This is a genomic window from Pseudomonas citronellolis (assembly GCF_001586155.1).
Taxonomy (GTDB): Bacteria; Pseudomonadota; Gammaproteobacteria; order Pseudomonadales; family Pseudomonadaceae; genus Pseudomonas; species Pseudomonas citronellolis.
Window position 1 is genome coordinate 1,639,622 of the sequence record NZ_CP014158.1, and the last position, 20,209, is coordinate 1,659,830.

Genomic DNA, 20,209 nt, shown 5'->3' on the forward strand with positions numbered 1-20,209 from the left:
CAGGAACCCGCCCATGGACCCATCAATGGCCGCGCTCGTCCAAGCCGTGCAGGCCGCCGAACGCATCTTGGTGATCACCGGCGCCGGCCTCTCGGCGGATTCCGGCATGCCCACCTATCGTGGCCTGGGCGGCCTGTACAACGGCGTGACCGAGGAGGGCATCGCCATCGAGCAGGCCATCTCCGGGCCCATGCTGCGGCGTGACCCGGCGCTGTGCTGGAAGTACCTGGCACAACTCGGCCGGGCCTGCCTCGCGGCAGCGCCCAACGCCGGCCACGCGGCCATCGCCGAACTGCAGCGGCGCAAGCCGGAGTGCTGGGTGCTGACGCAGAACATCGACGGCTTCCACCGCCAGGCGGGCTCGCCGCTGGAGCGGCTGATCGAGATCCACGGCGAGCTGCGGCCGCTGTACTGCCAGTCGTGCGGGGCCGAGAGCGATGAGCTGGAGGAACACCTGCAGCGTCCGCTGCCACCGCGATGCGCGGTCTGTAGCGGTGTACTGAGGCCGCCGGTGGTGCTGTTCGAGGAGATGTTGCCGGAGGCGGCGATCGACAGCCTCTACGGCGAACTGCGCAAGGGCTTCGACGTGGTGCTGCTGGTGGGGACCACGGCGAGCTTCCCCTACATCGTCGAGCCGGTGCTGCGCACCCGGGCCGCCGGCGGCTTCGTCGCCGAGGTGAATCCGGCGCCGACCGACCTCAGTTCGAGGGTCGATGTAAAAATTGCAGGACGAGCCTTAGACATTCTGCCGCAACTGATAGGTCACATTTCGCGATAAAAAACTTGCATCGGCTCGATCGAGCGGGCAAATTAGCGCGCTAATGGAACTAATGAGACACGGTCGTGCCCATGCTTAGACGCTTCGCACCCCTCGTGCCCATGAGTTTCGTCTTGCTGCTGGCCGCTTGCGCCAGCCATTCGCCAGAGTCCCAGCCGGGTCAACAGCAGGTCGCCGTAGAGCAGGCCACCCGCAGCTGGGCTCAGATTGACCACCATCAGGCAACGCTGGCGGATGTAGAAGACGAGGGGGCAGGAAATGATAACGGGAACCCGTCAGGGCGGGTTTCCAGCATTCTGGATCGCGCATTCGAACTGATCGGCACGCCGTATCGCTTCGGGGGCCGTTCGGAAAAAACCGGTTTCGATTGCAGCGGCTTCGTCGGCTATCTGTTCCGCGAAGAGGCTGGGATCAAGCTGCCGCGTTCCACGCGGGAGATGATCACCATGGACGTCCCGCTGGTCTCCAAGGAAGACCTGCAACCGGGCGACCTGATCTTCTTCAACAACCGTGGTCGTGGGCGCGTGAGCCACGCCGGCATCTACATCGGCGATGGCCAGTTCATCCACTCCGCCAGCCGCCGTGGCGGTGGTGTGCGGGTGGACAACCTGGACGACAGCTACTGGCGCCTGAGCTACATGGAAGCCAAGCGCGTCCTGGAACCGGGTTACCAGGCGCAACAGACGGTAACGCGCTAATCTTAAAGTTTTACTTTAAGTATTGCGCTTAAGCGTTTGACGGTGCAAAGTGATGGCATTCCTGAACAGGGGATGCCATCACATGCATACCTCCCTCCGCATCATCACCCTCGCACTCGTTTCCCTGCTGGCCGCCTGCGCCAGCCATACGCCGCCCGCGCCGCCTCCGGTGGTCTACGCGCCCTCGAACAACTTCAGCGATTCCCAGGCTGCGGACGACGTGCTGATCCGTGCCATCGGCCTGGTGGGTACGCCCTATCGCTGGGGCGGCAACACCCCGGATGGCGGGTTCGACTGCAGCGGCCTGATCGGCTACGTCTACCGCGACGCCACTGGCCTGCAGCTACCGCGCTCCACCCGCGAGATGATCGGCATGCGCGCCCCCGTGGTCGGCCGCGAAGGTCTGCAGAGCGGCGACCTGGTGTTCTTCGCCACCAACGGTGGACGCAACGTCAGCCATGCGGGTATCTATGTCGGCGAGGGGCGCTTCGTGCATGCGCCCAGAACGGGCGGGACCGTGCGCCTGGACAGCCTGGACAGCCCCTACTGGCAGCGGGCCTTCCTGGAAGCCAAGCGCGTCCTCGCGGTACAGAGCCTCGCCCTCCACCCCTGATCTCCAGGAGGGCCACATGACCACCCGTACGCTCAACCTCGACGACGCGCTCTACCAATACCTGCTCGACACCTCCCTGCGCGACACCCCGCTGAAGGCGCGCCTGCGCGAGGAAACCGCCGCCCTGCCCACGGCGCGCTGGCAGATCGCCCCCGAACAGGGCCAGTTCCTCGCCCTGCTGGTGAAGCTGACCGGCGCCCGGCGCATCCTCGAAGTGGGCACCTTCACCGGCTACAGCGCCCTGTGCATGGCCGAGGCGCTGCCCGAAGACGGCCATATCCTCTGCTGCGACCTGCCCGGCGACTACAACGCCACGGCTCAGTCCTACTGGCGCGACGCCGGCGTCGAAAGCCGCATCGAACTACGCCTGGGCCCCGCGCTGGACACCCTGGCCGGCCTGGAAAGGGCAGGCCAGGCGGGCAGCTTCGACCTCGCCTTCATCGACGCCGACAAGGCCAACTACCCACGTTACCTGGAACACGCCCTGACCCTGCTGCGCCAGGGTGGCCTGGCGATCTTCGACAACGTGCTGTGGAGTGGCCGGGTGCTCGAAGCCAACCCGCAAAGCGCCGACACCCGCGCCATCCAGCAACTGAACCTGGCACTGAAAAGCGACGCGCGGGTGGACTATTCGCTGCTGCCGCTGGGCGATGGCATGGGGTTGTGTCGCAAGCGCTGAGCACCCGCGCAAGGGGCATTGCCTGGCGCCGCCGGCTGGGCTAGATTCTGCCTACCTCGGGCCGATAGCTCAGCTGGGAGAGCGCCGCGTTCGCAATGCGGAGGTCGGGAGTTCGATCCTCCTTCGGTCCACCAGACGAATGAAAAAGGGCACGCAAACGCGTGCCCTTTTTCGTTTCGCCACGGCCCTCAGGCAACATCCACCAGAATCACCTCGCTGTCCTCCAGCGCCGTCACCTTCACCACCGCTTCCTCGGCGATGGCTGCGCCGTCGCGGGCTTCCAGGACCACGCCGTTGACTTCCACCTTGCCAGCCGCCGGCACCAGGTAGGCGCGGCGGTCGTTGCCCAGGGCGTATTCGGCGCTCTGGCCGGCCTTCAGGGTGGCGGCGGCCAGGCGGCCGTCGGCGCGGATGCGCAGGGTGTCTTCGTCGTTTTCGTCGCCGCTGGCGAGGATCACGAAGCGGCCGGCGCGGTCGCCTTTGGGGAACGGCTTGGCGCCCCAGGACGGCGTGCCGCCGCGTTGCGTCGGCAGGATCCAGATCTGGAAGATCCTGGTCACGTCCTGCTCCAGGTTGTACTCGGAGTGGACGATGCCGCTGCCGGCGCTCATCACCTGCACGTCGCCCGCCTCTGTGCGGCCCTTGTTGCCCAGGCTGTCCTGGTGGGTGATCGCCCCCTGGCGCACGTAGGTGATGATTTCCATCTCGCGGTGCGGGTGCGGCGGGAAGCCGGTGCCCGGGTCGATCTCGTCGTCGTTCCAGACGCGCAGGTTGCCCCAGCTCATGCGCTCGGGGTCGTAGTACTCGGCGAAGGAGAAGTGGTGCTTGGCGTTCAGCCAGCCGTGGTGGGCGCCGCCGAGCTGGGCGAAGGGTCTGCGTTCGATCATGGGATCAGTCCTCTTGGGGCGCCGGGCCGGCGAGTCGGCCGGCCTGCGCGGTTCATGGAGGCTATGTTGATCCCACTTTAGTCGATATAAAAGCGCAAATATCCGAGCTGATTTATCGAATTTGCAGATTTATTCAGGGCGACCCTGGTCGGGGTTGAGGAACTTGCTGAGGAACTGCCGGGTGCGTTCCTCGCGGGGCTGGGCGAACAGCGTCTTGGCGTCGCCCTGTTCGACGATCACCCCCTTGTCGATGAAGATCGCCCGGTTGGCGACGTCGCGGGCGAAGCTCATCTCGTGGGTGACGATGACCATGGTGCGCTTTTCCTGGGCCAGGCCGCGGATGGTCGCCAGCACTTCGCCGACCAGCTCCGGATCGAGCGCCGAGGTGGGTTCGTCGAAGAGGATCACGTCCGGCTGCATGGCCAGGGCCCGGGCGATGGCCACGCGTTGCTGCTGGCCGCCGGAGAGGCGCTTGGGATAGGCGTCTTCCTTGCCGGCCAGGCCGACCTTCGCCAGCAATTGGCGGGCGCGTTGCACGGCGCTGTCGCGGGGCTCCTTCTTGACGATCACCGGGCCTTCGATGACGTTTTCCAGCGCGGTGCGGTGGGGGAACAGGTTGAAGTTCTGGAACACGAAGCCGACGTGCTGGCGCAGCTTGCGGATCAGCCCCTGCTGCGGCTTGAGCGGGCGCGAGGCGTCGATCTCGATGTCGCCGACGCGGATGGTCCCGCCGTTGGGGATTTCCAGCAGGTTCAGGCAGCGCAGCAGGGTGGTCTTGCCCGAGCCGCTGGGGCCGATGATCGCCACCACCTCGCCGGCCGCGACCGACAGGTCGATGCCCTTGAGCACTTCCTGGCCGCGGAACTGCTTGGTGAGCTTGCGTACCTCGATCATGCCTCGTGCTCCCGGTCATGGCGGTTGACCCGCTCTTCCAGGCGGTTCTGCAGGTGCGCCAGGACGCTGGCGAGCACCCAGTAGATGAGCGCGGCGGTGAGGTACATGGTGAACACCTCGAAGGTCCGCGCGGTGATCAGCTGCGCCTGGCGGAACAGCTCCGGCACCTGGATGGTGGCGGCCAGGGCGGTGTCCTTGACCAGCGAGATGAAGCTGTTGCCCAGCGGCGGCAGGGCGGTGCGCGCGGCCTGCGGCAGCACCACCCGGCGCAGCGTCTGGGCGCGCGTCATGCCGATGCTGGAGGCCGCCTCCCACTGGCCGCGATCGATGGAGCCGATGGCGGCGCGGAGGATCTCGCAGACGTAGGCGGCCATGTTCAGCGAGAAGCCGATCAGCGCCGCCGGCAACGGGTCCAGCTCCAGGCCCAGCTGCGGCAGGCCGTAGTAGATCATGAACAGCTGCACCAGCAGCGGCGTGCCGCGGAAGAACGACACGTAGATGCGCGCCAGCCAGTTGAACAGCGCATGGCCATACAGCCGCGCCAGGGCGAGGATGAACCCCAGCAGCAGGCCGAAGAACATCCCGCCGATGCTGAGGACTACGGTAAAGACCGCGCCCTTGAGCAGGAAGGGCGCGGAATCCAGAGCGAGCTGCAGGCTTTCGTCGATCATTGGGTGACGTCAGCCTGGAACCACTTCTCCGAGAGCTTTTTCAGCGAGCCATCGGCCTTGAACTTCTCGATGGCCTTGTTCAGCGCGCCGAGCAGCTCGGGGTTGCCCTTGCGCAGGGCGATGCCGGCTTCCTGGCGGGCGAAGGGCGCGCCGGTCAGGGCCATGGCGCCCTTGGTCTTGTTGACCATGTCGAAGGCGGCCAGGCGGTCCACCAGGATCACGTCGATGCGCCCGCTGCGCAGGTCCTGGAACTTGGTCGGGTCGTCCTCGTAGGTGCGCACGTCGGCCTGCGGCACGTTCTGCTTCAGCCACTGCTCGTAGTTGGTGCCCAGGCCCACGCCGACCTTCACCCCGGCGAGCTTCTCGGGCGTGTCGTACTTGCTTTCGTCGCCCTTGCGCACCAGGGCCTGGATGCCGGAGACGGTGTAGGGCTCGGAGAAGTCGTACTTCTTCTTGCGCTCCTCGGAGATGGTCACCTGGTTGATCACCACATCCAGGCGCTTGGACTCCAGGGCGGCGAGGATGCCATCCCACTTGGTCGGCTGGAGCTTGGCCTTCACCCCCAGTTCTTTGGCCAGCAGCTCGGCGAAGTCCACTTCGAAGCCGGACAGCTTGCCGTTCTCGTCGACGAAGCTGAAGGGCGGGTAGGTGCCTTCCAGGCCGACCTTGATCGCGCCGTTACCCTGGATCTGTTTGAGCAGGTCCTCGTCGGCCGAGGCCTGCTGGCCGAGGAAGCTGGCGCCGAGGGCCAGGGTCAGGCCGGCGAAGATGAAACCGCGTCGCAGGATGGAGAAGTTCATGGTTGCCCTCGTTCTTGGTGTTTCAAGCAGGTTAGTAGGCTGCGCGACTATAGGGGGTCAATGGTTATGCAATAAAATAATGAAATATCCTGTTCATATAACTTGAATGAATTCACAGCCGCGACGGGTAGGCGAACAGCGCCGGGGCGCCGCCGGTGTGCAGGAACAGCAGCGGGCCTTCGGCGAAGCGGCCGTGGGCCACGCCATCGAGCAGGCCGGCCATGGCCTTGCCGGTGTAGACGGGGTCCAGCAGCAGGCCTTCGGTCGCGGCGAGCAGGCGCACCGCGTCGAGGGTGCCGGCGTTGGGCTCGCCATAGCGCGGGCCGAAGTAGGCGTCCCACAGGTGCACGGCGAAGTGCGCCGCCAGCGGCCGGCCGAGCAGGTCCGCGGTGCGCTGCGCCAGGCCTTCCACCTTGGGTCGCTGGGTGGCGTCGGGACGCGAGACGGTGACGCCGATCACCGGGGTTTCCGGCAGCGCTTCGGCCAGCGCCAGGGCCAGCCCGGCGTGGGTGCCGGCGCTGCCGGAAGCGAGCACCACGGCGGCGAAGTGCCGGCCGCCGGCGCGCACCTGCTCGGCCAGTTCCAGGCCGGCGCGCACGTAGCCCAGGGCGCCGAGGGCGTTGGAGCCGCCGATGGGCACCAGGTAGGGCTTGCGCCCCTGGGCGCGCAGGCGCTCGCAGGCGTCCTGCAGCAGGGCGTCTGCGTCGTCGAGGTTGGCGACCGCTTCCACCTGGGTGCCGAACAGGTCCAGCAGCAGGCGGTTGCCGTTGCCCAGGTAGTTGGCGTCGTCCGTGCCGATGGGGTTTTCCAGCAGGGCCAGGCAACCCAGGCCCAGGCGTGCGGCCAGCGCCGCGGTCTGGCGCACGTGGTTGGACTGGATGGCGCCGGCGGTCACCAGCACGTCGGCGCCGGCGGCGAGGGCATCGGCGGCGAGGTACTCCAGCTTGCGCACCTTGTTGCCGCCCATGGCCAGCGGGGTGAGGTCGTCGCGCTTGACGAAGAGCTCCCGGCCCAGCTGCGCCGACAGGCGCTCCAGCTTGTCCAGCGGGGTCGGGGCGCCGATCAGGTCGAGGCGGGGGAAGCGGGCGAGGGCGTCGCGCAGGGAGCTCATCGGGAGGGGACCTCGGCGGTACTTGAACGATCCGCCAAGATAGAACGGGGCAGGGGCGCGCGGCAATTCGCCGGCGGGGCTTTTCTTTGCGCCGCGTCTCGACGAGAATTTCACGCCGGTTGTTATAAGGTTACATTTTGTTTCCCTGCGCGCCGATGTACCGGCTGGCCCCCTGGCCGCCTCTGGAGTTGTGATGCGAGTCGACCTGGACACCGCGGGCGAGGACCTGCAGGCGCTGCCGCGCTTCCAGCAGGCTGCGGTGCATGCCCGGCGCCTGTTCGCCCTGGCCCTGGGCAGTGGCGTGCTGGCCGCGCTGCTGTTCCTCCTGGCGATTCTCATTGGTCTGTTTGCCGCTCGCTCGCCCTGGCTGCCGCTGTTGTGCAACAACGCCGCGGCCTTGCTGCTGCTGGCCGCGGCGGCGCAGTCGGCCTGGCGCGTCGACGCCTGGCGGGCGCGCGCCCTGGGGCAGGAGCCTTCGCTGCGCTGGTTCGGCGGGCGTGAGACGGCGGAAGAGCCGGTAGCCCCCGAGGCGTTGAGCGCCTATGACCGCTTCCTCGACAGCATCGGCCGTGGCATCCGTTCGCTGCTACAGCGTATCGGCCCGGGCGCGCTCTGGCTGGCGGGGCTCTGCGTCGCCGCGCTGCTGGTGATCCGCGCCGGCTGGAGCCTGGCGCTGCCGGGCGCCGACCTCGGCCAGGCGGCCTATATCGGTGCCGGCCTGTTGCTGCTGGGCGCCTTCGGCCTGCTGGTGCTGGAGCGTCACTTCGCCGCCAGCGGCGAGGCCCAGTGGCCGGAAGCCGCCGCCCTGGCGCCGCTGCTGCGGCTGGTCATCGCCGTGCAGCTGCTGTCGCTGCCCGGCCTGCTGTTCGCCAGCGCCGACAACCTCTGGCCGGTGCGCCTGCTAGTATTGCTCGGCTTGCTGCCCGCCGCGGTGGCCGTGGAGCTGCTGGCGCGCGCGGTGTTTTCCGCCTTCCTGCCGCAACGCGAGCGCGAGGAGCCGCGCCTGGTCGCCCGCAGCCTGGTGGCCGGGCAACTGCGCTGGCCGCCGCGGCCGCTGCAGTTCCTGCAGGACGAGCTGCAGCAGCGCTTCGGCATCGATCTGCGCCAGGTCTGGGCGTTCGCCTTCATGCGTCGCGCCTTTCTGCCGGTGGCCGCGCTGGTGGCGCTGGTCGGCTGGCTGCTCAGCGGCATACACGAGGTGTCCCTGGACGGCCGCGGTGTCTACGAGCGCTTCGGCAAGCCCGAGGCGGTGCTGCAGCCGGGCCTGCATGTTGGCTTGCCCTGGCCGTTCGGGCGGGTGATCGTGGTGGAGAACGGCGTGATCCACGAACTGGCCACCTCCGGCGATTCCGCCGTCGCCGACCCGCCGGGCCCGGCCGAAGGCCCCGCGCCGGACAGCGCCAACCGCCTGTGGGATGCCTCCCACCGCAGCGAGAAATCCCAGGTGATCGCCAGCGCCGCCGAAGGCAAGCAGAGCTTCCAGGTGGTCAACATGGACGTGCGCTTCGTCTACCGCATCGGCCTGGACGACGCCGCGGCCCTGGCGGCGACCTACAACAGCGCCGACGTGCCGGCGCTGATCCGCAGCACCGCCAGCCGCGTGCTGGTCCACGATTTCGCTTCGCGCACCCTGGACGGCGTCCTCGGCGGCGAGCGCGAGGCCCTGGCGCAGGACATCGGCAAGGCCGTGCAGGCCGACCTCGACGAGCTGCACAGCGGCGTGGAAATCCTCGCCACCGTGGTCGAGGCCATCCACCCGCCGGCCGGCGCGGCGAACGCCTACCATGGCGTGCAGGCGGCGCAGATCACCGCCCAGGCGCTGATCGCCCGCGAGCGCGGCAAGGCCGCCGAGCAGGGCAACGAGGCCCGCCTGGCGGCCAGCCAGGCGGTGGACAAGGCCAATGCCGATGCCCGCGAGACGCTGGCCGCGGCGCGGGCCGCCGACCTGCGCTTCGGCGCCGAGCGCAAGGCCTGGCAGGACGCCGGCCAGTCGTTCCTGCTGGAACAGTATTTCGCCCGCCTGGGCCAGGGCCTGGGCAATGCCAACGCCCTGGTCATCGACCATCGACTGGGCGCCGGCGATGCGCCGACCCTCGACCTGCGCGGCTATTTCACCGCGCCCTTCGACCCGGCGCGCAAGCCGGCCAAACAGGAGCTCGCCCCTTGAGTTCGTCGCACTGCCACGACCACGCGCACCACGACCACGACCATGAGCACGGCCACCACCCTCACGAGCATGAGCACGGCGGCGCCGGGCCCTGGCCCTGGCGGCGCATCGGCCTGGCCGCGCTGCTGGTGCTGTTCGCCGTCGCCACCGCCTGCCTGGTACAGGTGCGCTCCGGCGAGGCGACCGTCGTCACCCGCTTCGGCAACCCGGTGCGCGTGCTGCTGCAGCCAGGCTTGGCCTGGCGCCTGCCGGTGCCGTTCGAGGCGGCCATCCCGGTGGACCTGCGCCTGCGCACCACCTCCAGCGGCCTGCAGGACGTCGGCACCCGCGACGGCCTGCGCATCATCGTCCAGGCCTACGTGGCCTGGCAGGTGCAGCCCGACGCGGACGACGTGCAGCGCTTCATGCGTGCGGTGCAGAACCAGCCCGACGAGGCGGCGCGGCAGATCCGCACCTTCGTCGGCTCGGCCCTGGAAACCACCGCCAGCGGCTTCGACCTGGCCGACCTGGTGAATACCGACGGCAGCAAGGTGCGCATCGCCGACTTCGAACAGCGCCTGCGCGGGCAGATCGACAAGACCCTGCGCGACACCTACGGCGTGCGTGTGCTGCAGGTGGGCATCGAACGCCTGACGCTGCCCTCGGTGACCCTCGGCGCCACCGTCGACCGCATGCGCGCCGAGCGCGAGACCATCGCCACCGAGCGCACCGCCGAGGGCAAGCGCAAGGCCGCCGAGATCCGCTCCGCCGCCGAGCGCGACGCGCGCATCCTGCAGGCCGACGCCACGGTCAAGGCCGCCGACATCGAGGCGCAGTCCCGCGTCGAGGCGGCGGACATCTACGCCAAGGCCTACGCCGGTTCGCCCGAGCTGTACAACCTGCTGCGCTCGCTGGATACCCTGGGCACCATCGTCAACTCCGGCACCCGCCTGGTCCTGCGCACCGACGCCGCGCCCTTCCGCGTGCTGGTGGACGGCCCGCCGCAACTGCCGGCGCCCAAGCCGGGTGCGCAGCATGAGTGAGCGCGCCGAGGGCGGCAGCCCCTGGCTGCAGGCCGGGCGCCTGGCGTTCGTCGCGCTCTATGGTGTGACGCTGCTGGCGGCGCTCGGCTGGGCGCTGTCCAACGTCCGCGAGATCGGCCCGGACAGCCGCGCCGTGGTGCTGCGCATGGGCGCCCTGCAGCGCATCGCCAACCCCGGCCTGCTGCTGGCCTGGCCGCGGCCCTTCGAGCAGGTGGTGTTGCTGCCGGCGGCCGAGCGCGTCATCGAGCGCCGGGTGGAAACCCTGCTGCGCTCGGCCCAGGCGCAGAAGGCCGACCTCGACGTCAGCCTGGTCAACGACGCCACGGCCGGCTCCGGCTACCTGCTGACCGGCGATGCCGGTGTTGTGCAACTGGACGTGCGGGTGTTCTACAAGGTGGTCGACCCCTACGCCTACGTGCTCCAGGGCGAGCACGTACTGCCGGCGCTCGACCGCCTGGTGGCGCGCAACGCCGTGAGCGTGTGCGCGGCCCGCGACCTGGACACCATCCTGGTCGCCCGCCCCGAACTGGTCGGCAGCGACAGCGCCGTGGCCGAGCGCCGCGAGCGCCTGCGCGGCGACCTGCAGCAGGGCATCAACCAGAGCCTGGCGGCATTGGCCGCCGCCGGCAGCGGGCTGGGCATCGAAATCGAGCGGGTGGACGTGCAGTCCTCGCTGCCGCGCGAGGCGGTGAGCGCCTTCAACGCCGTGCTCACCGCCAGCCAGTTGGCCGAGCAGAACGTCGCCAGTGCGCAGAACGACGCCGCGCGGCAGACCCAGGCGGCCACCCAGGCCGCCGACCGCACCCTGCAGGTGGCCCGCGCCCAGGCCGGCGAGCGCCTGGCCAAGGCCCATGCCGACACCGCGACCATCACCAGCCTGGCCGCCAGCCAGGACCCCGGCCTGCTGCTGCGCCTGTACCGCGAGCGAGTGCCCGGCATCCTCGGCAAGGCCGGCGCGGTCACCACCGTCGACCCCCGCGACGCCGGCCGCCTGATCCTCCAGGGGCCGCAGCCGTGAAGCAATGGGCGGACAGATGTCACACGGACGCGCTAGGCTCACCGAGGGCCGCAGGCCCGACACCCACATTCCGAGAAAACACCTAGGGCGGGACACTCCATGAACGCTGTCGCTTACCGGCACTCTTCCACTTCGTCGCGGGGCAACCGCTGGCGCCCCCTGGGCGCGCTGCTGCTGGCCCTGGGCCTGCTGCTCGGCGCCGGCAGCGCCGAGGCCGGCCGCGAACTGCCCTCGGGCATGCTGGTGGGCGTGGTGGACAGCGCCAGCTTCCCGGTCATCACCCTCAAGCGGCCCAAGCCCAACCTGCTCAAGCAAGTGGTCAGCCTGGGCCTGTACCAGAAGACCGTGAGCTACCCGGTGGCGGTCTCGGTGCGCATCCGCAACGAGAACAACCTGTTCATCGTCAATGGCCTGATGCCGCAGCTGAAGGACAAGTTCGTCGCCCTGAAGAGCGGCCTCAGCGGCCAGGTCAACCAGATCTGGGTGCTGACCGAGGCCGAGGCCGAGGAATACGTACAGCGCCCGGACACCCGCTTCCCGCCCCGGGCCACCCTCCTCAAGGACGACGAGACCGCGTCGAGCCAATGACCTGAGCGATAGATGAGCGCACACCACCACCACGGCCATCACCATGGCCACAGCCACGGCCACCTCACGGGGGCCATGCTCAGCCGCGACGAGCAGCGCGCCGCCGCCCGCCAACTGAGCCTGGCCATGCTCGCCCTCGGCCTGCTGCTGCTCGGCCTGCTCTGGCGCTGGCTGGCGCCGCAGCAGGAGGGCGTGGCGCAGATGCTGCTGGGCGTCGCCTCGCTGCTGGTGGCGGTGCCGGTGCTGCGCTCGGCCGCCGCCAGCCTGCGCCACCCCAGCCTGCACGGCATCACCGACCAGTTGATCGCCCTGGCCATGCTCGGCGCCTGGGCCACCGGCGACCTGCTGACCGCAGCGCTGCTGCCGATCATCATGATCTTCGGCCACGTGCTGGAAGAGCGCAGCGTGATCGGCTCCCAGGAAGCCATCGAGGCCCTCGGCCGCCTGACCCGCAGCCAGGCCCGGCGCATCCGCGCCGACGGCGCCGTGGAGGAAGTGGACAACGCCCAACTGCGCGCCGGCGACCAGGTGGAAGTGCGCGCCGGCGACCGCGTGCCGGCCGACGGCCGGGTGCTGGACGGCCAGGCCAGCCTGGACACCGCGCCCATCACCGGCGAGTCGGTGCCGCTGGAGGCGCAGGCCGGGATGGAGGTCTACGGCGGCGCCATCAACCTCGACGGCCTGCTGCGCATCGAGGTGACGCGCACCGGCGAGGAATCCACCCTGGGCAAGGTGATCGCCCTGATGCAGCGCGCCGAGCGCGCCAAGCCGCCGATCACCCGCCTGCTGGAACGCTACGCCGGGCGCTACATGGTGCTGGTGCTGCTGATCGCCGCGGTCACCTGGTTCGTCACCAACGACCCCCAGGCCATGCTCGCCGTGCTGGTCGCCGCCTGCCCCTGCGCCCTGGTGCTCTCGGCGCCGGCCACGGCCATCGCCGGCATCGCCGTGGCAGCACGCCACGGCATCCTGATCCGCAGCTCGGCCTTTCTCGAGGAACTGGCCGACCTGACCTCGCTGGTGGTCGACAAGACCGGCACCCTGACCCACGGCAGCCTGCGCCTGCAAGCCCTGCGCGGCGAGCCCGGGGAAGACCCGGCGGCGCTGCGCCAACTGGCCGCCAGCCTGGGCGCGGCCAGCAGCCACCCGGTCAGCCGCGCGTTGGCTGCGCTGGTGCCCCACGATGCCTACCACCCGCTGGAGGACATCCGCGAACGCCAGGGCCTGGGCGTCATCGCCCACACCCCGCAAGGCGAGGCAGCTCTTGGCCGGCCCGAACTGTTCGCCCAACTGGGCATCGCCACCGCGCCGGTGCCCGAGCACGACGGCCCCATCGCCGGCCTGGCCCTGGGCGGGCGCTTCCGCGCCTGGCTGCTGCTGGCCGACAGCCTGCGCCCGGAAGCGCCGCAGGCCATGGCCGAGCTGCGCGAACTGGGCCTGGGCCGCCAACTGCTGCTCACCGGCGACCGCCAGAGCGTGGCCGAAGGCGTGGCGCGCGAGGTGGGCATCGCTGAAGTCAGCGCCCAGGCGCTGCCGGAAGACAAGCTGCACCGTGTCGGCGAGGAAATCGACAAGGGCTTCCGCCCGCTGGTGGTGGGCGACGGCATCAACGACTCGCTGGCGCTCAAGGCCGGCGTGGTGGGCGTGGCCATGGGCGCCGGCGGCGCCGACATCGCCCTGGCCTCGGCCGACGTGGTGCTGATCGGCAGCGACCTGCGCCGCCTGGGCACCTGCGTGCGGCTGAGCCGCCAGTGCCGGCGCACCCTGCAGGTGAACGTGGCGATCGGCCTGGGCTGGACCCTGGCCATAGTCGCGGCGGCTGCCTTCGGCCTGCTCGGCGCCGCCGGGGCGATGATCGCCGCCGTGCTGCACAACCTCAGCACCCTGCTGGTGCTGGGCAACGCCGGGCGCCTGCTGCGCTTCGACGAAAGCCTCGGCCAGGCGCGCCCGGAGGGGGCGTCCGGCCAGCCGGTCGGCGCCTGAGGAGCAGCGGGCACGGTGCCTATCGGGTATGATGGGCGCCGTTTCCGCATCTTTCACCCGGTCTCTATCATGACTTCCTCGCAACAGCCGCCGCGCGACGACAGCGCGGACACCCCGGCCCAGGCCCCGCTATCCCTGGCCGAACTGACCCGCGCCGCCCTCGCCGCGCAGAAGGACGCCGCCGCCGGCTACCAGCCGCGCAAGGCCCACGACAAGGATGTACGCCGCCCGCCGGCGCCCCGCGGTTCGCGCCGCTCCATGGGCAAGCGCTGAGCGCCCCGGCGGGGAGCAAATGGCCGCCGGGCTTGTCGAAACAGGCCCGACATCCTCAGAATGACCGGCTCGCACCTTTGCCGGTCGCAGACAAGGAGAGGCAATGAAAGCGATTCCCCTGTTGCTCGGCGCCAGCCTGCTGGTGCTGGGCGGCTGCAAGACCTTCGGCGGCCACTACGAGATAGACGCCGTCGACGCCAACGGGCAGAAGCTCAACAAGAAGTCCTTCCTGGCGCAGGGCAGCGGCATCTACACGGTGCGCAACGCGCTCTGCTCCAGCTATCCCAAGGCCACGGTGATCATCCGTGACATCGACGCCGACCAGGAACTGGAAGGCGAAAGCCCCTACCATTGCAAATGACCATGAAACGACTGCTGCTGATCGGCGTGGGCGCCGGCGACCCCGAGCAACTGACCCTCCAGGCGGTCAAGGCATTGAACCGCGCCGACGTGTTCTTCCTGCTCGACAAGGGCGCCAGCAAGACCAAGCTGCTCGACCTGCGCCGCGACATCTGCGAGCGTTACGTCGAGCGCGGCGATTACCGCGTGGTGGAGGCCGAACTGCCGGAGCGCGAGCGCGGCGTGGCCGACTACGCCGGCAGCGTGGTGGACCTCAACGCGGCCAAGCAGGCGCTGTTCGAGCGGCTGATCGACGAGCACGTGGCCGAAGACGAATGCGGCGCCTTCCTGGTCTGGGGCGACCCGGCGCTGTACGACAGCAGCATCCGCATCCTCGACGCCATCCTCGCCAGCGGCCGGCTGCGCTTCGACTACGAAGTCATCCCCGGCATCACCAGCGTGCAGGCCCTGGCCGCGCGCCACCGCATCCCGCTCAACCACATAGGCGGCGCGCTGCAGATCACCACCGGCCGCCGCCTGGCCCGCGAAGGCCTGCCCGCCGGCGTGCAGGACGTGGTGGTGATGCTCGACGCCCAGGACAGCTACACCGGCCTGCGCGGCCAGGACCTGGAAATCTTCTGGGGCGCCTACGTCGGTACCCCGGACGAACTGCTGATCGCCGGCCGCCTGGACGAAGTCGCCGAACGCATCCGCGACACCCGCCTGAAGGCCCGCGAGGCCAATGGCTGGATCATGGATACCTATCTGTTGCGGCGGGTGGAGAACCAATAACGTGCGCTCGGTGTTTGCCACGGGTGGCAGTGCCGTCAATGTACGCACTATCGCTTCGGATGCCTGCGCAGACTCGGACCCGATATCGCCATGAAGGCCTATGAACCACCGCTTGCCCTTTCCGCTTCACTGCTGCGATTGGTCGGTGAAATCTGCGAGCGGGTCGGCCGGCTTTCGGTGGGTGGCGACTCGGCATTGACGCCTCAACTACGGCGCGGCAACCGTATCCGTACCATCCAGGCCTCTCTGGCCATCGAAAACAACACCCTCAGCGTCGAGCAGGTCACTGCCGTACTGGAGGGGAAGCGGGTGCTGGGATTGCCCCGTGAAATCCAGGAAGTGCGCAATGCCTTTCGCGCCTATGAATACCTGCCTTCCTGGCACCCGACCTCTCAACCCGATCTATTGGCAGCCCACGCCAGCCTGATGGAAGGGCTCATCGACGACGCGGGGCATTTTCGACAGGGTGGTGTCGGTATCTACCGGGGTGACCAACTGCTACACATGGCGCCGCCGGCCAACCGTGTCCCGACGCTGGTGGGGCAGTTGCTGGAGTGGCTGGGCCATACGGACTGGCACCCGCTACTGGCGACTTGTGTTTTTCATTACGAGTTCGAATTCATTCACCCGTTCGCCGATGGCAACGGGCGCATGGGACGACTCTGGCAGACCTTGATACTCAGTCGCTGGAATCCGCTGTTGGCTTACTTGCCGGTGGAGACGGTCATCCATGCCCAGCAGGAGGCCTACTACGCGGCCTTGGCCGAGGCCGATCATGTTGCACAGGCGACGCCTTTCGTTGACTACATGTTGCGGGCATTACTGGCAGCCATGGACGAAGTCGCGCAGACCGAACAAGTAAGCGATCAAGTTACCGACCAAGTAAACGAGAGCGTGCAACAGCTGTTGCAGGCTTTCAACAAGGGAGAAGCCCTCAAGTCCTCGGAAATCATGCGCAGGTTGGGGTTGTCGCACCGGCCAACCTTCCGGAAGAACTACCTGGGGCCGGCGATGGCGTCCGGATTGCTGGAAATGACCCAACCGGATTCTCCGCGCAGTCCCCTGCAGTGTTATCGCTTGACCGATCCGGGTCGGCGCAGGCGGGTTTCCGACTAGCCGTGGCGATGGGTATCGCTTCGCTCAACCCATCCTACGAAAGGCGCTCCGTAGGGCGTACAACCGTTCGCGGTTATACGCCGATACGCCGAGGCTACAGCCAACGCCAAGGTTGGCCTCGGAGCCGCCGGGAACCGAGGCCAAACGGCGGATAACGCCGTAAGCGTTATGCGCCCTACGTGCCATGGAGTGCGGTCTTTCACCGCTCGAACTTCTGCGCCTGCCCCTGCTGCAACGTCCAGCCCACCACCTCTGCCGCCAGGCGGTCGGTGGCCTGGCCGAAGGCGCTGACCACTTCCGGCACCTTTTCCCCGGCGGCCGGCTGGCGGACCTCGAAGCGTCGCGTCGCGACGATGCGCTGGGTGGTGCTGCGCACCAGGCGGGCTTCGAGGATGACCACCGCTTCCACGCCCTTGTCGCGGTATTCGGCCTGGAAGGCGCGCAGGTCGCCGCCCAGTTCCAGGTCGGCCTGCAGGCTGACCTCGTCGCTGCTCAGGGCCTGGATGCGGCCGTCGGCGCGGAAGGCGTCGAGCAGTCGGTCGCGCAGCAGCGGCGGGGCGCCGTCGGCCCAGCGCGCGCCCTTGTAGACGCTGAGCAGGTCGCCCCTGGGCTGCACGGCGATGCGGTTGCTGTCCAGCACCTGGCTGGTCCTGGGCGCCAGCACCCGCAGCGACCAGTCCACCGCCGGCGTGGCGCGCGGCGGTTGCTGCTGCGCCGGCAGCAGGTAGATGTCCGGGGTCTCCGCCCTGGGCAGGATCGAGCAGGCCCCGAGCAGGGCGGCGAGGGCGCTGTAGCCGAGCAGGCGCAGGGGGGCCTTCATGGTTGGAACTCCTTGGTGCGGTTGCCGCCGAACAGGTAGTTGGTCGGGTTCTCTTCCAGGCGCCGGGTGACCCGCTGCAGGTTCTCCAGGGTGGCGCGCAGTTCGCGCACCGCCGGGCCTATCTCGCCCAGGCCGTTCAACCCGCCGTTGACCGAGTCGTAGTTGCTGTCGAGCAGGCGCTCGACCTTCTCGCTGCTGCGTTGCAGCGCGGCGAGGGTCTGCTGGGCGCTGACCAGCGAATCCTTGCCCTGGCTGCCGAGCAACTGGTTGGCGTTGCCCAGCAGCTGGCTGGCGTTGGCCAGGGTCAGCTTGGCCTGTTCGCTGGCCGCGGCCAGTTCCTGCACGGTGCGGCGGATGTCGCCGCGCTGCTCGGCGATCACCGCGGTGGCCTGGTCGATGTGGTCGAGGGTGCGGCTGATGCGGTCGACGTTCTCCTGGGAGAACATGCGGTTGACGTTGTTGATCAGGTTGCTGACGTTGGTGGCGATGTCCTCGCCGTTGGCCAGCAGCTTGCTCAGCGGCGAGGGGATGGTCTTGATCACCGGCACCTGGCCGTCCTTGCCCACCAGCGGCGGGCTTTCCGGCGAGCCGTTGCTGAGCTGGATGATGGCGGTGCCGGTGACCCCGGTGATGGCCAGCTTGGCGCGGGTGTCCTGGCGGATCGGCGTCTGGTCGAAGACGCGGATGCGCGCCAGCACCTTGCGCGGGTCGCGCGGGTCCAGCCGCAGGCTGACCACGTCGCCGACCTTGATCCCGCTGTACTGCACGGTGCCGCCCTGGGACAGGCCGGTCACCGCCTCGGTGAAGATCACGTCGTAGTAGTTGTACTGCTGGTCGCTGCTGTTCTTGGCCAGCCACAGGCCGAAGAGCAGGCCGCCGGCCGCCACCAGCACGGTGAACAGGCCGATGACCACGTGATGGGCGCGGGTTTCCATTCAGTTCTCCTCCCGCAGGCGGTCCGCCGCCTGCTGCGCGGCACGGCCGCGCGGGCCGTGGAAATAGTCCTGGACCCAGGCGTCGGGGTTGGCCGCCACCTCGTCGAGGCTGCCGACCACCAGCACGCGCTTCTGCGACAGCACGGCGACGCGGTCGCAGATGGTGTAGAGGGTGTCCAGGTCGTGGGTGACCAGGAACACGGTGAGGCCGAAGGCCTCGCGCAGGGTCAGGATCAACTGGTCGAAGGCCGCCGCGCCGATCGGGTCGAGGCCGGCGGTGGGCTCGTCGAGGAACAGGATGTCCGGGTCCAGGGCCAGGGCGCGGGCCAGGGCTGCGCGCTTGACCATGCCGCCGGACAGCTCCGCGGGATACTTGTCGCCGGCCTCCGGCGGCAGCCCGGCCAGGGAGATCTTCACCTTGGCCAGGTACTCGGCGTCGTCGCGGGTGAGCCCGGCGTGCTCGATCAGCGGCAGGCAGACGTTCTCGCTGACGGTCAGCGAGGAGAACAGCGCGCCGTTCTGGAACAGCACGCCGAAGCGCCGTTCGATCTTCGAGCGCTGCTCCGGCGGCAGTTCCAGCAGGTTCTGCCCGAACACGTGGATCTGCCCCTCCTGGGGCCGGCGCAGGCCGATGATGGCGCGCAGCAGCACCGACTTGCCGGTGCCGGAGCCGCCGACCACGCCGAGGATTTCGCCGCGGCGCACGTCCAGGTCCAGGTGCTCGTGCACCGCGTGGTCGCCGAAGCGGTTGCACAGGTCGCGGACCTGGATGATGGCTTCTTCGCTCACCAGCCCATCTCCATGAAGAACAGCGCGGCGATGGCGTCGATGAGGATCACCGCGAAGATCGACTGGACCACCGCCGAGGTGGTGTGCTCGCCCACCGACTGCGCGCTGCCGCTGACGCGGAAGCCTTCCAGGCAGCCGATCACGGCGATCACGAAGGCGAACACCGGCGCCTTCACCAGGCCCACCAGGAAGTGCTGCACGGCGATGTCGTTCTGCAGCATGACCATGAACATGCGCGGCGAGATGTCCAGCGACAGCGCGCAGACCACGCCGCCGCCGACGATGCCCGAGAGCATCGCCAGGAAGGTCAGCAGCGGCAGCACCAGCAGCAACGCCAGCACCCGCGGCAGCACCAGCAGTTCCATCGGGTCCAGGCCCAGGGCGCGGATGGCGTCGATCTCCTGGTTCGACTTCATCGAGCCGATCTGCGCGGTGAAGGCGCTGGCGGTGCGCCCGGCGAGGAGGATGGCGGTGAGCAGCACGCCGAACTCGCGCAGGAACGAGAAGCCCACCAGGTCGACGGTGTAGATGGCCGCGCCGAACTTGTTCAGCACGGTGGCGCCGAGGAAGGCCACCACGGCGCCGACCATGAAGGTCAGCAGGGCCACGATGGGCACGGCGTCCAGGCCGGTCTGCTCCATGTGCGCGGCCAGCGAGGTGGGCCGCCAGCGCCGTGGGTTCAGGGCGCAGCGCGCCAGGCTTTCGAGGGTCAGGCCGATGAAGCCGAGCACGCCCACCAGGTCCTTCCAGAAGACCTCCATGGCGCGGCCGATGCGTTCCAGCAGGTCGACCAGGGCGTTGCCTGGCGGCGGCTTCTTCTCGTGCAGGCGGCACTGGGTGATGGAGCTGCCCACCGCGCGCAGCAGGTCGCGGCGCTCCCTGGGCACCTCGGCGGCGATCTCGTCCAGGCGCTGCAGGCCGCTGGCGCCGATCAGGTCGGCGAGCAGGCTGGCGCCGGCGGTGTCGAGGGCGCCGAGCCGGCTGAAGTCGAAGCCCCCGGCGTGGGTCCGCTGGCCGTCGAGGGCGCCGACCTGGCGCTGCAGGTCGGCGAAATGGGCGAGCGTCCAGTCGCCGCTGACTTGCAGCAGGGGCGGGGAGGCGGAGGTGTCCAGGCGCAGCTGGCCGGCTTGAGCGGTTTCGGTCATCCCACGGAGTCTAGCGGAGTTGTGTGACGAGACCATCCGTCGCCTTCCACTCAGGGCGGTTACAGGATGTTTCTTGACATTGTTAGCAAGC

22 protein-coding genes and 1 tRNA gene are annotated in these 20,209 nt (G+C 68.9%); 14 read left to right on the forward strand and 9 right to left on the reverse strand.

Features of this window, described 5'->3' with window-relative positions:
* The first annotated feature begins 13 nt into the window (after positions 1 to 13).
* The 5 genes from PcP3B5_RS07445 to PcP3B5_RS07465 all read left to right on the forward strand — a co-directional run bounded on the left by PcP3B5_RS07445 (position 14) and on the right by PcP3B5_RS07465 (position 2,902).
* Complete coding sequence (locus PcP3B5_RS07445; protein WP_061560933.1) at positions 14 to 778, forward strand: NAD-dependent protein deacylase; 765 nt, start codon at positions 14 to 16, stop codon at positions 776 to 778.
* Between the two features lie 65 nt (positions 779 to 843).
* On the forward strand, positions 844 to 1,476 hold the full coding sequence (locus tag PcP3B5_RS07450; protein WP_089391873.1) for a C40 family peptidase: 633 nt from the start codon (positions 844 to 846) through the stop codon (positions 1,474 to 1,476).
* 82 nt (positions 1,477 to 1,558) lie between these two features.
* Positions 1,559 to 2,089, forward strand: a complete 531-nt coding sequence (locus tag PcP3B5_RS07455; RefSeq protein ID WP_043314203.1) for a C40 family peptidase — start codon at positions 1,559 to 1,561, stop codon at positions 2,087 to 2,089.
* 16 nt (positions 2,090 to 2,105) lie between these two features.
* The gene (locus PcP3B5_RS07460) at positions 2,106 to 2,768 is read left to right on the forward strand and encodes a class I SAM-dependent methyltransferase (RefSeq protein WP_061560934.1); all 663 of its coding nucleotides are present in this window, start codon (positions 2,106 to 2,108) and stop codon (positions 2,766 to 2,768) included.
* Positions 2,769 to 2,826: 58 nt separating this feature from the next.
* Positions 2,827 to 2,902: transfer RNA gene (locus tag PcP3B5_RS07465), tRNA-Ala, on the forward strand.
* Between the two features lie 54 nt (positions 2,903 to 2,956).
* Here PcP3B5_RS07465 and PcP3B5_RS07470 read toward each other — a convergent pair.
* From PcP3B5_RS07470 to PcP3B5_RS07490, 5 genes are all read right to left on the reverse strand, one after another.
* The gene (locus PcP3B5_RS07470; protein ID WP_058488771.1) at positions 2,957 to 3,655 is read right to left on the reverse strand and encodes a pirin family protein; all 699 of its coding nucleotides are present in this window, start codon (positions 3,653 to 3,655) and stop codon (positions 2,957 to 2,959) included.
* A 129-nt stretch (positions 3,656 to 3,784) separates the two neighbouring features.
* A complete protein-coding gene (gene tcyN, locus PcP3B5_RS07475; RefSeq protein ID WP_009618464.1) occupies positions 3,785 to 4,549 on the reverse strand; it encodes an L-cystine ABC transporter ATP-binding protein TcyN in 765 nt (254 codons plus the stop codon).
* Positions 4,546 to 5,217, reverse strand: coding sequence for a cystine ABC transporter permease (gene tcyL, locus PcP3B5_RS07480; protein ID WP_203228558.1), 672 nt, complete (start codon positions 5,215 to 5,217; stop codon positions 4,546 to 4,548). The genes tcyN and tcyL overlap by 4 nt, the downstream gene beginning before the upstream one ends.
* Positions 5,217 to 6,020 (reverse strand): cystine ABC transporter substrate-binding protein, encoded by an 804-nt coding sequence (gene tcyJ / locus PcP3B5_RS07485; protein ID WP_009618462.1) that lies wholly within the window; start codon positions 6,018 to 6,020, stop codon positions 5,217 to 5,219. The genes tcyL and tcyJ overlap by 1 nt, the downstream gene beginning before the upstream one ends.
* Before the next feature lie 112 nt (positions 6,021 to 6,132).
* A complete protein-coding gene (locus PcP3B5_RS07490; protein ID WP_061560936.1) occupies positions 6,133 to 7,131 on the reverse strand; it encodes a D-cysteine desulfhydrase in 999 nt (332 codons plus the stop codon).
* A 193-nt stretch (positions 7,132 to 7,324) separates the two neighbouring features.
* On the opposite strand from PcP3B5_RS07490, the gene hflK (PcP3B5_RS07495) reads away from it, so the two are divergent.
* From hflK (PcP3B5_RS07495) to PcP3B5_RS07535, 9 genes are all read left to right on the forward strand, one after another.
* Positions 7,325 to 9,298, forward strand: coding sequence for a protease modulator HflK (gene hflK / locus PcP3B5_RS07495; protein WP_061560937.1), 1,974 nt, complete (start codon positions 7,325 to 7,327; stop codon positions 9,296 to 9,298).
* Positions 9,295 to 10,320: a protease modulator HflC gene (hflC, locus tag PcP3B5_RS07500; protein ID WP_061560938.1), complete on the forward strand. Its 1,026-nt coding sequence runs from the start codon at positions 9,295 to 9,297 to the stop codon at positions 10,318 to 10,320. The genes hflK (PcP3B5_RS07495) and hflC overlap by 4 nt, the downstream gene beginning before the upstream one ends.
* Positions 10,313 to 11,338 carry a protease modulator HflK gene (gene hflK, locus PcP3B5_RS07505; RefSeq protein WP_058488775.1) on the forward strand — a complete coding sequence of 342 codons (1,026 nt, stop codon included), beginning with the start codon at positions 10,313 to 10,315 and terminating at the stop codon, positions 11,336 to 11,338. Before hflC ends, hflK (PcP3B5_RS07505) begins: the two co-directional genes overlap by 8 nt.
* A gap of 99 nt (positions 11,339 to 11,437) precedes the next feature.
* Positions 11,438 to 11,926 carry a hypothetical protein gene (locus PcP3B5_RS07510; RefSeq protein WP_009618457.1) on the forward strand — a complete coding sequence of 163 codons (489 nt, stop codon included), beginning with the start codon at positions 11,438 to 11,440 and terminating at the stop codon, positions 11,924 to 11,926.
* 12 nt (positions 11,927 to 11,938) lie between these two features.
* The gene (locus PcP3B5_RS07515; RefSeq protein WP_009618456.1) at positions 11,939 to 13,909 is read left to right on the forward strand and encodes a cation-translocating P-type ATPase; all 1,971 of its coding nucleotides are present in this window, start codon (positions 11,939 to 11,941) and stop codon (positions 13,907 to 13,909) included.
* A gap of 69 nt (positions 13,910 to 13,978) precedes the next feature.
* A complete protein-coding gene (locus tag PcP3B5_RS07520) occupies positions 13,979 to 14,182 on the forward strand; it encodes a hypothetical protein (protein ID WP_009618454.1) in 204 nt (67 codons plus the stop codon).
* A 103-nt stretch (positions 14,183 to 14,285) separates the two neighbouring features.
* Positions 14,286 to 14,543 (forward strand): hypothetical protein, encoded by a 258-nt coding sequence (locus tag PcP3B5_RS07525; RefSeq protein WP_009618451.1) that lies wholly within the window; start codon positions 14,286 to 14,288, stop codon positions 14,541 to 14,543.
* A gap of 2 nt (positions 14,544 to 14,545) precedes the next feature.
* Entirely contained in the window at positions 14,546 to 15,313 is a 768-nt protein-coding gene (gene cobF, locus PcP3B5_RS07530) for a precorrin-6A synthase (deacetylating) (protein WP_058070233.1), read from the forward strand.
* 90 nt (positions 15,314 to 15,403) lie between these two features.
* Positions 15,404 to 16,429: a Fic family protein gene (locus PcP3B5_RS07535; protein ID WP_061560939.1), complete on the forward strand. Its 1,026-nt coding sequence runs from the start codon at positions 15,404 to 15,406 to the stop codon at positions 16,427 to 16,429.
* 199 nt (positions 16,430 to 16,628) lie between these two features.
* Here PcP3B5_RS07535 and PcP3B5_RS07540 read toward each other — a convergent pair whose 3' ends face one another.
* From PcP3B5_RS07540 to PcP3B5_RS07555, 4 genes are read right to left on the reverse strand one after another with little or no spacing between them, the layout of a single operon-like run.
* Positions 16,629 to 17,249 carry an ABC-type transport auxiliary lipoprotein family protein gene (locus PcP3B5_RS07540; RefSeq protein WP_061560940.1) on the reverse strand — a complete coding sequence of 207 codons (621 nt, stop codon included), beginning with the start codon at positions 17,247 to 17,249 and terminating at the stop codon, positions 16,629 to 16,631.
* Complete coding sequence (locus PcP3B5_RS07545; protein WP_009618444.1) at positions 17,246 to 18,184, reverse strand: MlaD family protein; 939 nt, start codon at positions 18,182 to 18,184, stop codon at positions 17,246 to 17,248. The genes PcP3B5_RS07540 and PcP3B5_RS07545 overlap by 4 nt, the downstream gene beginning before the upstream one ends.
* Positions 18,185 to 18,973, reverse strand: a complete 789-nt coding sequence (locus tag PcP3B5_RS07550) for an ABC transporter ATP-binding protein (RefSeq protein WP_009618442.1) — start codon at positions 18,971 to 18,973, stop codon at positions 18,185 to 18,187.
* Positions 18,970 to 20,118, reverse strand: a complete 1,149-nt coding sequence (locus PcP3B5_RS07555) for an MlaE family ABC transporter permease (protein ID WP_024128234.1) — start codon at positions 20,116 to 20,118, stop codon at positions 18,970 to 18,972. The genes PcP3B5_RS07550 and PcP3B5_RS07555 overlap by 4 nt, the downstream gene beginning before the upstream one ends.
* Between the last annotated feature and the right edge of the window lie 91 nt (positions 20,119 to 20,209).